This is a genomic window from Paracoccus sp. AK26, assembly GCF_011801365.1.
Lineage (GTDB): Bacteria > Pseudomonadota > Alphaproteobacteria > Rhodobacterales > Rhodobacteraceae > Paracoccus > Paracoccus aerius.
On record NZ_CP041041.1, the window covers coordinates 445,329 to 458,849 of the forward strand.

Genomic DNA, 13,521 nt, shown 5'->3' on the forward strand with positions numbered 1-13,521 from the left:
GAATGCAGGGGCAAAGGCCAAGGGATGGCTTGGGTCATGGCCGCGCCGCCACATCGCCCGGCGGCACGGCAGGGCGCAAGCGTCAGGTTTCGCCCTCGCGCGGTTGGCGGACCAGCAGGACGGTGCCAGCGGGGTCCGAGGTCCAGTGCCCCGTCACCCCTTCCAGCGGTTCGAGTTCGTCGCGCAGCGGGCTGCCAAGTCGCGCCAGGGCGGCGTCCGGATTGTCGCTGAACAGTTCCAGCCAAAGATCGGCCTGCGCCTGATGGGGCACCCGGTCAAGCCACAGGGTGAAGCCGTTGAAGTCGAAGCCGATACTGTCCCGCATCTGTTGGGCGACCCGCAGGCCGATCCTGTCGCGATAGAAGGCGACCATCTCGTTCCATCGGTGCAGGGGCACCTTGATCGCGATGTTGCGCCCGGGGCCGATCATGCCGCCCCCGCCTTTTCATCGGCTGCACGCCAATGCGCCAGGTGATCGGCCATGGCCTTTCCGAAGGCGGGCCGCCCTGTCGCGCGTTCGACATAGGCGGCAAGGCCGTGCAGGTCGTCCAGGAACCCGTTCTGCGCGGGAATGCGCAGGATGTCGGCCATCAGCAGGTCCGCCACGGTGAAGCCGTCGCCTGCCAGCCAGTCGCGCCCGCCCAGGGCGGCCTGCAACTGTGCCAGCCGCCGGCGCATCATGGGTTCGCGGCGGGCAGCGCCTGCCTCGTCCTTGTCGAAGACCTTGTTCACGATCCAGGCAAGGACAAAGGGCTCGACGCTGTTCAGCGCGGCGATCAGCCATTGCTGGACATGCGGGCGCTGCGCTTGTGGCATCAGAACCGTGCCCTCTGCCAGATGCAGCAGGATCGCGCCCGATTCGAACAGCGTCAGGTCGCCGTCGCGGATGAACGGCACCTGGGCGAAGGGCTGCTGCGCGACATGGTCCGGGGACTTGTCCCGCAGCGGCACCGTCTCGACCCGGTAAGGCCGTCCCAGTTCCTCGAGCATCCAGCGGACGCGGATATCGCGCACGAAGCCGCGCGGAAAGTCGGGCACCCAGTCATAGGTGGTCAGGACCAGCGTCATGATGTTTCCTTAAGCGGGCCGACAAGGGCGAACCAGGCGCCCTGCGGGTCGGTGGCGACGGCGATATGGGCGCCGCCGGGAACCTCTTGCGGGCCGTGCTGAATGGTGCCGCCACCGTCCCGGATCCGCTGGATGGCCGGGTTGATGCCGTTCACGCCGAAATAGGACAGCCAGCAGGGCTGCGGCGCGTTGCCCAGGCCCATCATGCCGCCGATATCGCCGCCGTCATGGCGGAACAGCTGGTAGGTGCCCATCGGACCCATGTCCATCGCATCCGATTTCTGCCAGCCGAAGATGCGGGCATAGAAGTCGAAGCCCGCCGCAGGATCGCTGGACATCAGTTCTGTCCAGTTGCCGTGGCCGGCCTTTTTCTGATCGAAGGCCTGGGTCTGGCGGCCATCCTCCATCGGCAGGGTGGCAAGGATCCCGAAGGGCGCCCCTTGCGGGTCCGAGGCCACGGCAAAGCGGCCGGTGCCGGGAATGTCGGACGGGCCTGCATGGATCTGCCCGCCCGCCGTGCGGATGTCATCGGCCGCCTGATCGGCATCGTCCACCCCGAAATACAGCGTCCAGTTGGGCGGCATTCCCTCCATGCCATCGGGAATCTCCACCAGCCCCGCCACCATGTCGCCATCGGCGGTGGCAAGGTGGTAGGTCAGCCCCTCCATCCCGCTGTCGGCGATGCGCCAGCCCAGGACGCTGGCATAGAAATCGCCCGCCGCGGCCAGTTGCCCCTTGGCCGTCGCAAGCTCGAACCAGATCGGATGTCCGTGAACCTTGGCCATCACTGCACCCCAGCCTTGCTGTCGAAGACCGGCGTGAAGCCGCCCCAGAACATGCGCATCCCGTCAAAGGGCATGGAGGGCATCTCCATCCCCGCCATCTCGGATTCCATCTGCCGGGCGGCATTGTCGCAGGTGGCGCGGTCGGGCCATTCGATCCAGGAAAACAGCGGCACCTCTCCGTCCTTTGCCTGGGTGGCACGATAGAAATCGGTCTGCGTGCCGTGGGGAACATCGGTGCCCCAGCATTCCACCTGCCATGTGGCGCCCAGGCGGCGGAACATCTCGGTCGCGCTTTGGGCCATGTCGATATAGGCCTGCTTCTTTTCCTCGGGCGCGGCCAGCACGAACCCCTGGACATAGCTGCCGGGGCGGCTTTCGCCCACCTCGACAATGGGGGTGAAGCCGCCCCAGAACATGCGCTTTCCGTCAAAGGGCATGGCGGGCATCTCGGGCAGGTCGGTGCCATCCTCCATGCTGGCCCAGGCCGCGTCGCAGGTTTCGCGGTCCGGCCATTCGACCCAGGAAAACAGCGGCACCTCGTCCTCGGCCGCCTGGGTGGCGCGATAGAAGTCGGTCTGTCGGCCGTGCTTCACGTCCTCGCCCAGGCATTCGACCATGCGCAGCGCGCCGCGTTTCTGGAACCAGGGCCAGCCAGCCTTGGCATGGGCAATGAAGGCATCCTTGTTGGCCGCCGGAACGGCAGCGACGAAGCCGGAAATATAGGTCATGAACTCCTCCCTCGGTCGGCAAAGCCCGACAAAGGGATGGTGCCTGTTGCAGTATGAAAAAGCAACTGATACCGTGAGCCATGACCGAGACCCGCCAGAACCCGCGCATCCGCTATGACGAAGGATGCCTTGCCGCCCATGCCCTGAACGTGGTGGGCGACCGCTGGGCGTTGCTGGTGGTGCGTGAGTTGATGCTGGCGCCCAAGCGGTTCCAGGCGATCCGCCACGGGCTGCCAGGCATCACCGCCGCCGTGCTGACCCAGCGGCTGACGCAACTGTCAGGCGCAGGCGTGGTCACGCATGACGCCGGGCTTTACGGGCTGACGGATTCGGGGCGCGGGTTGATGCCGGTCCTGCAGGCGGCGTGCCGTTGGGGTGCGCTGCATCCGGGCCACGATCCCCGGCGCTTCATCAGCCCGACGGCCTTGGTGGTCTCGATGACGGCGATGATCCGGGGGGGCGAGGGGCCGGTGACGGCCGGCCTGTCGATGGGGACCGAGGCTTACACCCTGCATCTTGTGCGCGGTGTCCTGCGTCCCGCAGCAGGTCAGGCGGACGCGGATTTCACCCTGTCGGGCGATGGCAACAGCTTGGCGCGGGCGGTCTACGGCCCGGTGCCGCTGGCCGACCTGGCACGGGACGGGGTGATCGGGTTGGCGGGCGATCCGCGCGCGGCGCAGGATTTCGTGGACCTGTTCCGGTTGCGCTAGGCGGCCCCATCACAGGGCGCGGTCCAGCTTGGTCGTCAGGTGGATCAGGCTTTCCTGCGACCGGATGCCGTCAATGGCGCCGATCCGGTCCAGGGTCTCGTCCAGTTCGGCAGTCGATCCGCTGACGATCTGGACCAGCAGGTCGATCCGGCCGCTGGCGGTGTGGATGCGTTCGACCTGGGGCATGGATTTCAGCCGCGACAGGATGGCGGGCTGGCTGCGCTGCTCGATCACCAGCAGGACGGTAGCGCGGATGCGGCCCAGCCGGGCGGCATCGCCCAGGCGAAGCGTATATCCGGCGATGGCGCCCGAGGTTTCCAGCCGCTCAAGCCGCGCTTGCAAGGTCGACCGCGCGACCTTCAGCCGCCGGGCCAGAACGGCAATCGATGTGCGGGCGTCCTGGGACAGCAGCGCCACGATGTTGCGATCCAGATCATCCACCGGCCGTGGGCCCCTGCTTCGTCACATTGACGCAATCATCGTCATTCTAACCGGCCGAGCGCGCAAATCTACCCTTTTGGCTGGTGAAACCGGCACCCATACGCGCCACGCTGGAGGGAGGAGCGTCACCCTGTCGCCCCGCCTGCACGGAACGCGCGAAAGGATCCCGTCCATGGAGCCAAAGAAGACCGTCTGGGACAACCCGGCCGAGCTCATCCGCAATCTTCAGCCCGACCATCCGGTGATGGCCTTCGCCCCGACCGTCCTGCAGGACCGGGCGCGGCAGTTCCTGCAAGGCTTTCCCGGCCTCGTCACCTATGCCGTCAAGTCCAACCCGGACGAGGCCGTGATCCAGAACCTGGTGACCGCCGGGATCCAGGGCTTCGACCTGGCCTCGCCGTTCGAGATCGACCTGGTCGGCCGCCTGGCGCCGGGTGCCGCGCGCCATTACCACAATCCCGTCCGCTCGCCGCGCGAGATCGCCCATGCTGTGCGCGAGGGCGTCTTGGCCTGGTCCGTTGACAGCCGCAGCGAGCTGGACAAGCTGATCGCGCAGGTGCCCACACAGATGGACGGGCAGGGGATCGAGATTTCCGCCCGGTTCAAGTTGCCGGTATCGGGTGCGGCCTATGACTTCGGCTCGAAGTTCGGGGCGACGCCGGACCTGGCGGCGGACCTGCTGCGCTTGGTGGCGGATCGGGGCTATGTCCCGTCGCTGACCTTTCACCCGGGCACGCAATGCGCCGACCCGGCCGCTTGGGCAAGCTATATCCGCATGGCCCGCAGGATCTGCGACATGTCGGGCGTCAAGGCACATCGGCTGAATGTGGGCGGCGGCTTCCCCTCGCACCGTGTCCTGGGGGGCAAGCCTGACCTGCAGGCGATCTTTACCGAAATCAGCCAAATGGTCGCGGAATGCTTTGGTGCGGACGCGCCCTTGCTGGTCTGCGAACCGGGGCGCGGCCTTTGCGCCGACGCCTATGCCCTTATCACACGGGTCAAGGCGGTCAGGGACGGGACTGATGTCTTCCTGAACGACGGCGTCTATGGCGGGCTGTCCGAACTTCCGGTCATCGGCAATCTCGACCGGATCGAGGTGCTGACCCCGCAGGGCAAGCCCCGCACTGGCACCCGGATCGGCCGGGTGGTCTTCGGCCCGACCTGCGATTCGCTGGACCGCTTGCCGGGCGAGCTGGGCCTGCCGGACGACCTTGCCGAAGGCGACTATGTCATCTTCCACGGCGCCGGGGCCTATTCCATGGTCACCAACACTCGATTCAACGGCTTTGGCGCGATGACCCGCGCCACGGTCATGGGCTTCGAATAACCTTTTTCACCTTGGCTCAAATATCCCAGGGGGGTCGGGGGCGTGAAGTCGCCCGGTCACGCCACCGCGCCCAGATCGCGCAACGGCTCGACCCCAAGCGCCCCGCAGACCGCCAGCGTCAGGTCCGGCCGGTTCAGCGTATAGAAATGCAGCCGGTCCACGCCGCCTTCCAGCAAGTCCCGGCACAGCTTGACGCAGGCCTGTTCCGACAAGGCGCGTTCCGCCGCGGGGCCTTGGGCGGCAGCCTTCGAAAACGCCTCTTCCGCCCAGGCCGGCACGCTGGTGCCGCAGGTCGCGGCAAAGCGTTTTGCCCCCGCCCAGCCCTGGATCGGCAAAATGCCGGGGATGATCGGCGCGTCGATGCCCGCCGCCGCGCATTTGTCGCGGAAGCGGAAGAAGGTGTCGGCGTCAAAGAAGAACTGCGTGATCGCGCTTGTCGCGCCCGCATCCACCTTGCGCTTCAGCCAGGCCACGTCGGCATCCGTGCCGCTGCTGTCCGGATGCGGCTCGGGATATGCGCCGACGCGGATCGTCATGTCGCCGCGCGCAGCGATTGCCTCGATCAACTCGACCGTATTGGCAAAGCCTTCGGGATGAGGGGTAAAGCGGTCCTGGCCCTTGGGCGCGTCGCCACGCAGGGCCACGATCTCTCGGATCCCGGCATCGGCATAGGCTTGCACGATCTCCATCGTCTCGGCCCGCGTCGCCTCGACGCAGGTCAGGTGGGCGGCAACCGGGATGCCGTAATGGCGGTGGATGGTCGTCACCGCCTCATGCGTCAGCTTGCGGGTCGTGCCGCCAGCGCCATAGGTGACGGATACGAAATCCGGGGCCAGCGGCGCCAGGGCCCGTGCCGTTTCCCACAGCCGGAAGGACGCATCCAGCGTCTTCGGCGGAAAGAACTCGAAACTGATCTGCGGGCGGGACATGGCGATTCCTTTGGCTTTGGGCGCTTGTGCCATGCGGCATTGCGTGAGACAAATTCATAATCCTCAAGATCAACATGAGTCCTGCTCACCATGCATCTGGAACTGCGCCACCTGCGCACCGTCCGCGCCATCCATGAACAAGGCGGCCTGGCCCGCGCGGCCGAGGTCCTGAACATCACGCAGTCGGCCTTGTCCCATCAGGTCAAGGCATTGGAGGAACAGGCGGGCGTCGATTTGTTCGTCCGCCGCGCCAAGCCCATGCGCCTGTCGCCCGCCGGGATGCGGCTGCTGCGCCTGGCCGAACAGGTGCTGCCCTTGGTTCAGGCCACCGAGGCCGAGTTCAAGGGCGTCGAGGCAGGCCGCATCGGGCGGCTGCACATCGCCATGGAATGCCATGCCTGCTTCGACTGGCTGCTGCCGGTGCTGGACATCTTCCGCCGGACCTGGCCCGAGGTGGACCTGGACATCCGCCAGCGGCTGGCCTTCGGCGCCTTGCCCGCCCTGGCCCGGCAAGAGGTTGACCTGGTCATCTCGTCGGACCCCGAGGAAATGGCGGGCATCGCCTATCAGCCGCTGTTCGACTATTCCCCCACGCTCGTGGTGCCCGCGGATCACCCGCTGGTCGCAAAAGGCTATGCCGACCCTGCCGACCTGGCGGGGGAGACGCTGATCACCTATCCGATGGACCGGGCGCGGCTGGATGTCTTCAGCCAGTTCCTGACCCCCGCCGGGATTGAGCCCGCCCAGCAGCGCACCGTGGAACTGACCGCCGTGTCGCTGATGCTGGTCGCCTCGGGTCGCGGGGTGGCAGTGATGCCCGACTGGGTGCTGCGCCGCGAATCCGCCAATGCGGAAATCGCCATGCTGCCCCTGACCCGCGCCGGCATTATCCGCCGGCTTTACGCTGCTGTCCGCCAGGACGACCTGAACCAGCCCTACATGGCCCATGTCCTGCGCCTGTCGCGCACCGAACCCTTGCGGATGCTGCGGGGCGCCGCCGCCTGAAGCCCTTGCGCTTCACATTCCCCGCGCTTGCCCCTATGACGCCTGCAACCCCATGTCCCGAGGTATGTGATGGCAAGCGCCAATCTGAACGTCATGATCAAGGCCGCCCGCAAGGCCGGGCGCAGCCTTGTCAAGGATTTCCGCGAGGTCGAGAACCTTCAGGTCAGCGTCAAGGGCGCGGGCGACTTCGTCACCAAGGCCGACCAGGAGGCCGAGCGGATCATCAAGGAGGAACTGCGCGGCGCGCGTCCCAACTATGGCTGGCTGGGCGAGGAAACCGGCGAGGATGCGGGCGAGGATCCCACCCGCCGCTGGATCGTCGATCCTCTGGACGGCACCACCAACTTCCTGCACGGCCTGCCCCATTGGGCCGTCAGCATCGCCCTGGAGCACAAGGGCGAGATCGTCGCCGCCGTGATCTTCGACGCCGCCAAGGATGAATTGTTCGTGGCCGAAAAGGGCGGCGGCGCCTTCATGAACGACCAGCGGCTGCGCGTGTCCGGCCGTCGCCGGATGGAGGAGTCGCTGTTCGCCACCGGCATTCCCTTTGCCGGCAACGGCCCGCTGCCTGCCGCGCTGCAGGATCTGGCGCGCCTGATGCCGCTGACAGCCGGGGTGCGCCGGCTGGGCGCGGCCGCGCTTGACCTGGCCTATGTGGCGGCGGGCCGGTACGACGGATACTGGGAACGCGGCAACAAGCCCTGGGACGTGGCCGCAGGCATCCTGCTGGTGCGCGAGGCAGGCGGCTTCGTGGAAGGCATCCGCGACGGCGACGATCCGCTGGAATCGGGCCGCCTGATCGCCGCCAACCCGCAGATCTTCGAGCCGCTGGCCAAGGTCATCCGCAGCCGCGACTGATTTGCATCATCTGCAAGGCCGGTCTTGACCTTGCGGCAGCGGGGGCGCATGGCGGTTGTCGATCCGGGGACATGCCATGCCACACCAGAAGACCAGCCTGCCTTGCGCCGTCTCGGCTGCGGCCGCATCGGCCGCGCCGCCGATCCCGTCCGCCCTGGGCGGAAGTCCCGACCGGACCGGGCTTGCGATCCTTCTGATGTGCGCGACCAGCCTGATCTTCGCCGGTCAGGACGCGTTTTCGCGCATCCTCGGGTCCGAATATCCGCCGCTGCTGATCGTCATGATCCGATATTGGGTCTTCGGGGTCTTCGTGATCGCCATGGTCTCGCGCCAGCCGGGCGGACTGCGCAGGGCGATCCGCACAAGGCGCCCCAAAACGCAAATCCTGCGCGGCGCCCTTCTGGTGATCGAGACCACCATCATGATCGAGGCCTTCGTGCGCCTCGGCCTGGTCGGCACCCATGCGATCTTCACGGCTTATCCGCTGCTGGTCGCGGCGCTTTCAGGCCCGATCCTGGGAGAGCGGGTCGGCTGGCGCCGGTGGACCGCGATCGGCGTGGGCTTCGCGGGCATCCTCATCATCCTGCAGCCGGGCAGCACGGCGTTGAACCCGGGCGCGCTGCTGGCCTTCGCCGCGGCGTTGATGTTCGCGGTCTACGGCTTGCTGACGCGGCACGTGGCGCGCGACGACCCTGCGCAGGTCAGCTTTTTCTGGACCGGCATCGCTGGGGCCGTCACTGGCACGATCCTGGGAATCTGGCATTGGGAATGGCTGGCGCCGACGGACTGGATCTGGCTGGGGATCCTTTGCGCCCTTGGCACCCTGTCCCACTACCTGCTGATCCGCGCCTATGAACTGGCAGAGGCTTCGGCCCTGCAACCCTTCGCCTATACGCAACTGGTCTGGGTCAGCGTGATCGGCGTCCTGGTCTTTGGTGAAGTGCTGCACATGAACGTGGTGATTGGCGCGGTCATCGTGGTTGGGGCCGGGCTGTTTACCCTGTGGCGCGCAAGGGTCAAAGCCGCGTAGCGTGCGTGCAATCACCTACGCTTACCGGGCCGATGCCTCGATCGAGGTTGGCTGCCACCCCTCGGGCAGCCTTGGCCCGATGAATGGCTTGCCCGCCGGACGGGCCGACAAGGCCAGCGTCAACCGCGCCACCGGGGGCGGCATCAGTCCGCCGCCGGTCAGGTCCCATGTGGGGACGATTGGCGCGGGATGGCCCAGGATGCGGGCGCGATAGACGGGCATCGCCTCGGTCACGCGCATGACATAGTTGCGGGTTTCGTCAAAGGGGATCAGTTCGACCCATTCGACCGGGTCCATGTCCCGGCGCAGGTCGCCGAAGTCGCGCAGCCAGCGGGCGGGACGCCCCGGCCCCGCATTGTAGCCCGAGGCGATCAGCGCTGTCGACGCCCCGAATCGGTCACGCAGCCCCGCCAGATAAGCCGCCCCCAATCGTGCGTTATAGGCTCCGTCCTGGGTCAGCCGGGCCACGTCATAAGGCTCGCGGATCCTGCGGGCCATTTCCTCGGCCGTGCCGGGCATCACCTGCATCAGGCCACGTGCGCCGACCGGGCTGCGGGCGGCCGGATTGAACTCGGATTCCTGGCGCGCGATGGACAGCACCAACTCGGCCGGCACGCCTAGGTCGGCGTCGTGAAGCCCGGTCAGGGGAAAATGCGCGGCCGGATGGATCACGCCCTTGTCGGCGGCGCGCTTGGACAGGCGCAGGCTGTGCCAGGGCATCCCGGCCTCGGCCATCAGGCGGGCCATGCGCAGCGTGTCCTGCGGGTCGGCGGTTTCCGACAGGTGCAGGAAGAACCGCTGCGCCTCGTCCGCCCGCCCGGTCGCCAGCAGCCACAGCCCTGCTTGAAAGACGGTGCTGTTGCCCAAGGCCGCGCCGCGCCAGTCGGGCAGGGGGCCGGGGGCGGCGTAATCGGCGGGCATGGTCGCGCCGATCCGTTCGGCGGCAAGCTGGCCGTAATAGGTGCCGGGCATAGCGGCCGCTTGGGCATAGGCGGCATCCGCCGCCGCCTGGTCGCCAAGTGCCCCATGCGCGCGGCCCTGCCAGTAGAAGGCACGAGACCGGCTGATCTGGCTGCCCACCACGGTTTCCAGATGCAGGAAATGCGCAAGCGCCCGATCCGCCGCGCCCTGCTTCAGCGCGGAAAAGCCCGCCAGCCATTCCAGATCCGCGTAATGGCGGTTGTCCGGCGGCAGGAAATGCGGCCGGGCCAAAGCCTCGGCCCGGGCCCAATCACCGTTGCGCATTGCAAGGCGGGCGTAATCTACCCGCATCTGCGCCCAGGCGGCAGGATCGCGCAAAGCCTCGGCACTGGTGGATGCCTCCAGCATCAGCGCCTGCGCGCCATCGTGCTGCTTGGCGCGGACCCGCCACAGATAGCGGTCCATTGTCAGGCCGGGATCGGCCCGGGCGGGCTCGGGCAGGGCCAGGATCAGGTCGTCCACGCCCGCGCGGCCCGCCTGCAACGCAATCCGCGCGGCCAGAAGGGGACGGTCCGGTTCCGGCAGGCGCGGCAGCAGGCGTTCGGCCTGCGCCCATTCCTGCCGGTCCAGCATCGCGACGGCACGCGCGGTCATCAGGGGCGCCAGTTCGCCCTCGTGCGCGGCCAGGAAGGCGGCCTCCTCGGGCGCGGTCAGGGGCACGGTGGTCCAGAAGCGGGCGCGTTCGGCCACGGCTGCCTGCGGGTCCAGCGTGGCGAGATAGCCGTTCTCCACCGCCAGCGTGTCCGGAAGGCGGTTCCCCAACCAGTCGCGGATGTCCTGCGGTGGCAGGTCGGGGCGCAGCTTGGCGTCCCCCCGTTCCCGCAGCAGCGCCAGCCCTGGCCAGTCGCCATAGGCGCGAACGAAATCGATGTAATCGCCGATCTGCCCGTGGCCCGCGCGCATCGCCTGCCAGCCCACCAGGGCCTCGGCCATCGGTCCCGAGCGCCGCGCCGCGTCGCGGGCCGTCACCCAGTCGCGCGCATCCGCCGCCGACAAGGCAAGCGCCATCGCCCCCGCATCCTCGGCCCGGGCGGGGGCAAGGGTGGCAAGGACCAGAAGCCCGGCTGCAATCATGTCGCGCAGAAGTCGCATCACCCGCCTTGTGTCGCCGCCCCATGCGCCCGACGCAATTCACAACCTTGGCAAGTTCCGCCCGCCCCGTTAATCAGGCCGGCAAACCAAACCTGCAAGGAAGCGTGTCATGTTCAAGGGATCCCTGCCCGCACTGGTCACGCCGTTCACCCCGGACGGCGAACTGGATCTGGACACGCTGAAGAAGCTGGTCGACTGGCACATCGACCAGGGCAGCCACGGCCTTGTCCCCGTGGGCACCACCGGCGAAAGCCCGACCCTGACCCATGACGAACACCGCCTGGTGATCGAGGAGGTCGTGCGCGCCGTGAATGGCCGCATCCCGGTGATCGCTGGCGCCGGGTCGAACAGCACGCGCGAAGGCATTGGCCTGGTGCGGCACGCGGCCGAGGTCGGCGCCGACGCTGCCCTTGTCGTCACGCCCTATTACAACAAGCCCACCCAAACGGGTCTGATCGCCCATTTCACCGCCCTGGCCGAGGCATCCGACCTGCCGATCATCATCTACAACATTCCCGGCCGGTCCGTGGTGGACATGACGCCCGAAACCATGGGCGAACTGGCCAAGCTGCCCACCATCATCGGCGTCAAGGACGCCACCGGCAAGCTGGAGCGTGTGAGCCAGCAGCGCATGACCTGCGGCACCGATTTCGTGCAACTGTCTGGCGAGGATGGCACCGCCCTTGGCTTCAACGCCCATGGCGGCGTGGGCTGCATCAGCGTGACGGCCAATGTCGCGCCGAAGCTGTGTGCCGAATTCCAAGAGGCGACGCTGGCGGGCGATTACGCCAAGGCCCTGGAATACCAGGATCGGCTGATGCCGCTGCACATCGCCATCTTCCTGGAACCGGGGCTGGTCGGCGCGAAATACGCGATGTCTCGCCTGGGCCTTTGCGACGAACGGGTGCGCCTGCCGCTGGTGGGGCTGACCGATCCGGTGAAGCGCCAGATCGACGCGGCGCTGGAGCACGCGGGCCTGATCTGACGGTCACGCCGGCAGGGTCAGGGCAGGGCAGAGAGGCGGGCGCGGCGGAAAACTGCGACAGATTCTCACGGTCGTCTTTTCAAGCGGTCCCTTGCGCCCCATATTGGGGATGAGGAGACGATCGCCATGCCCCTGCCGCATTTCCTGTTCCTGATCGCCGCAGTTATCCTGGTCGCTGCCCTGACGCTGTGGGCATCCTTCACTGCGGGTGTTCCGCTGGTGGCGCTGGCGCTTATCGCGCTGTCCGGGGCGGTGCTGGTGCATCTGGCGCAGGGCGACAGGCACGACCACGACGCCTGAGGCGTCAGCCAGACCCTGGGGCGGGGCGACTGGTCAGCTTTCCAGCTCGGCATCCCAGTACAGGAAATCCATCCAGCTGTCATGCAGGTGATTCGGCGGAAAGCGCCGGCCTGCCGCGTGCATTTCCTCGGGTGTGGGCTGACGGGGCTTGCGGCGCAGGCTCATTCCCGAATGGCGCAGGCTGCGGTTGGCTTTGCGCAGGTTGCAGGGCGAACAGGCGGCCACGACATTGTCCCAGCTTGTCACCCCACCGCGCGACCGGGGCACGACATGGTCGAAGGTCAGGTCTCCCTTGGCCCCGCAATACTGGCAGCAGAACTCGTCCCGCAGAAAAAGATTGAAGCGCGTGAATGCCACGCGCTTCTGGGGTTTTACATAGTCCTTTAGAACAACGACCGAGGGCAGCCGGAACGCTTGTCGCTGACTTCGCACCACCTGGTCATATTCGGCGATGATGTCCACGCGGTCCAGGAAAGCCGCCTTGATCGCCTCTTGCCAGGGCCAGAGCGACAGGGGGTAATAGGACAAGGGCCGATAATCCGCGTTCAGCACAAGCGCGGGATAATGGCGCAGGCTTGCGGGCTCGCGCACGAACTGGGTTCGGAAATCCGTCTGGTGTCGGTCGTCAAGCATAAGCCTTCCCGTCTCCCCCGCGGGGTGGTCGGGGGCGCCCGTCAGATCCTTCAAACCGACTATATATCGCGTCGGGGATCTGGCAAGCCCCCATCTGTCCGCCTGGGGCCTGCATAGCCCCGGCCCGTGACGCTGGCATGACGGCGGCTTGCCCGCTGCCCGGCGAACTGGCAGGCTGACCCCATGACCCGCTCTGCGCCCCCCGTCCAAGGCACGCTGGAATCGGCGCTCTACGCCGAGGATCTTGAGGCTGCGACCCGCTTCTGGCGCGACGTGATGGGACTTGATCCATTCCAGACCGTGCCGGGGCGGCATGTCTTTTTCCGGGTGGCGCCGGGGCAGGTCCTGCTGGTCTTCAACCCCGCGGCAACCGGGCAGCCGCCGCGGCCCGATGCCCGCCTGCCGGTCCCCCCGCATGGCGCGCACGGCCCTGGCCATTTCTGCCTTGCCGTGGCCCCCGAGCAACTGGAACCCTGGCGCACCCACCTGATCGCGAAAGGCATTCCGATCGAGGCCGACTTCCATTGGCCCAACGGCGCACGGTCGATCTATGTGCGCGATCCCGCAGGCAACTCGATCGAACTGGCCGACCCGGCGATCTGGGGCTGACCGGCCTCAGCTTCTGTGCTGAACATCCCCGTGGGGGTCC

The 13,521-nt window shown here is 67.3% G+C and carries 16 protein-coding genes; 8 read left to right on the plus strand and 8 right to left on the minus strand.

The genetic code is table 11. From position 1 onward, the window contains the following. Positions 1-82: 82 nt before the first annotated feature. Genes FIU66_RS02135 through FIU66_RS02150 form a run of 4 tightly spaced genes read right to left on the minus strand, consistent with a single transcriptional unit; the run spans position 83 to position 2,581 of the window. On the minus strand, positions 83-430 hold the full coding sequence (locus FIU66_RS02135) for a hypothetical protein (RefSeq protein WP_167621177.1): 348 nt from the start codon (positions 428-430) through the stop codon (positions 83-85). Next, entirely contained in the window at positions 427-1,068 is a 642-nt protein-coding gene (locus FIU66_RS02140; protein ID WP_201281078.1) for a glutathione S-transferase family protein, read from the minus strand. Before FIU66_RS02140 ends, FIU66_RS02135 begins: the two co-directional genes overlap by 4 nt. Further along, entirely contained in the window at positions 1,065-1,853 is a 789-nt protein-coding gene (locus FIU66_RS02145) for a VOC family protein (RefSeq protein WP_167621178.1), read from the minus strand. The genes FIU66_RS02140 and FIU66_RS02145 overlap by 4 nt, the downstream gene beginning before the upstream one ends. After that, positions 1,853-2,581 (minus strand): DUF1428 domain-containing protein, encoded by a 729-nt coding sequence (locus FIU66_RS02150; RefSeq protein WP_167621179.1) that lies wholly within the window; start codon positions 2,579-2,581, stop codon positions 1,853-1,855. The genes FIU66_RS02145 and FIU66_RS02150 overlap by 1 nt, the downstream gene beginning before the upstream one ends. An 80-nt stretch (positions 2,582-2,661) precedes the next feature. On the opposite strand from FIU66_RS02150, the gene FIU66_RS02155 reads away from it, so the two are divergent. Continuing rightward, positions 2,662-3,291 carry a helix-turn-helix domain-containing protein gene (locus FIU66_RS02155; RefSeq protein ID WP_167621180.1) on the plus strand — a complete coding sequence of 210 codons (630 nt, stop codon included), beginning with the start codon at positions 2,662-2,664 and terminating at the stop codon, positions 3,289-3,291. Between the two features lie 9 nt (positions 3,292-3,300). Here the strand turns inward: FIU66_RS02155 and FIU66_RS02160 are convergent, their stop codons facing one another. Further along, positions 3,301-3,732, minus strand: coding sequence for an Lrp/AsnC family transcriptional regulator (locus FIU66_RS02160; protein WP_167621181.1), 432 nt, complete (start codon positions 3,730-3,732; stop codon positions 3,301-3,303). 172 nt (positions 3,733-3,904) lie between these two features. Here FIU66_RS02160 and FIU66_RS02165 point away from each other — a divergent pair, with 172 nt between their 5' ends. Next, complete coding sequence (locus FIU66_RS02165) at positions 3,905-5,059, plus strand: type III PLP-dependent enzyme (protein ID WP_167621182.1); 1,155 nt, start codon at positions 3,905-3,907, stop codon at positions 5,057-5,059. Positions 5,060-5,115: 56 nt separating this feature from the next. Here the strand turns inward: FIU66_RS02165 and metF are convergent, their stop codons facing one another. Further along, the gene (gene metF, locus FIU66_RS02170; protein ID WP_167621183.1) at positions 5,116-5,988 is read right to left on the minus strand and encodes a methylenetetrahydrofolate reductase [NAD(P)H]; all 873 of its coding nucleotides are present in this window, start codon (positions 5,986-5,988) and stop codon (positions 5,116-5,118) included. Between the two features lie 90 nt (positions 5,989-6,078). Here metF and FIU66_RS02175 point away from each other — a divergent pair, with 90 nt between their 5' ends. The 3 genes from FIU66_RS02175 (at position 6,079) to FIU66_RS02185 (ending at position 8,881) form a co-directional block, all read left to right on the plus strand. Then, on the plus strand, positions 6,079-6,993 hold the full coding sequence (locus FIU66_RS02175) for a LysR family transcriptional regulator (protein ID WP_167621184.1): 915 nt from the start codon (positions 6,079-6,081) through the stop codon (positions 6,991-6,993). Between the two features lie 66 nt (positions 6,994-7,059). Next, complete coding sequence (locus tag FIU66_RS02180; protein WP_191308453.1) at positions 7,060-7,851, plus strand: inositol monophosphatase family protein; 792 nt, start codon at positions 7,060-7,062, stop codon at positions 7,849-7,851. Positions 7,852-7,927: 76 nt separating this feature from the next. Continuing rightward, entirely contained in the window at positions 7,928-8,881 is a 954-nt protein-coding gene (locus tag FIU66_RS02185) for a DMT family transporter (RefSeq protein ID WP_167621186.1), read from the plus strand. Positions 8,882-8,902: 21 nt separating this feature from the next. Here the strand turns inward: FIU66_RS02185 and FIU66_RS02190 are convergent, their stop codons facing one another. Further along, positions 8,903-10,954, minus strand: coding sequence for a lytic transglycosylase domain-containing protein (locus tag FIU66_RS02190; protein ID WP_167621187.1), 2,052 nt, complete (start codon positions 10,952-10,954; stop codon positions 8,903-8,905). 109 nt (positions 10,955-11,063) lie between these two features. On the opposite strand from FIU66_RS02190, the gene dapA reads away from it, so the two are divergent. Further along, a complete protein-coding gene (dapA, locus tag FIU66_RS02195; protein WP_167621188.1) occupies positions 11,064-11,939 on the plus strand; it encodes a 4-hydroxy-tetrahydrodipicolinate synthase in 876 nt (291 codons plus the stop codon). 126 nt (positions 11,940-12,065) lie between these two features. After that, positions 12,066-12,239, plus strand: coding sequence for a hypothetical protein (locus FIU66_RS02200; protein WP_167621189.1), 174 nt, complete (start codon positions 12,066-12,068; stop codon positions 12,237-12,239). Between the two features lie 33 nt (positions 12,240-12,272). Here the strand turns inward: FIU66_RS02200 and FIU66_RS02205 are convergent, their stop codons facing one another. Continuing rightward, positions 12,273-12,872 (minus strand): HNH endonuclease, encoded by a 600-nt coding sequence (locus FIU66_RS02205; protein ID WP_167621190.1) that lies wholly within the window; start codon positions 12,870-12,872, stop codon positions 12,273-12,275. Positions 12,873-13,055: 183 nt separating this feature from the next. Here FIU66_RS02205 and FIU66_RS02210 point away from each other — a divergent pair, with 183 nt between their 5' ends. Then, positions 13,056-13,481, plus strand: coding sequence for a VOC family protein (locus FIU66_RS02210; RefSeq protein ID WP_167621191.1), 426 nt, complete (start codon positions 13,056-13,058; stop codon positions 13,479-13,481). Positions 13,482-13,521 lie beyond the last annotated feature (40 nt).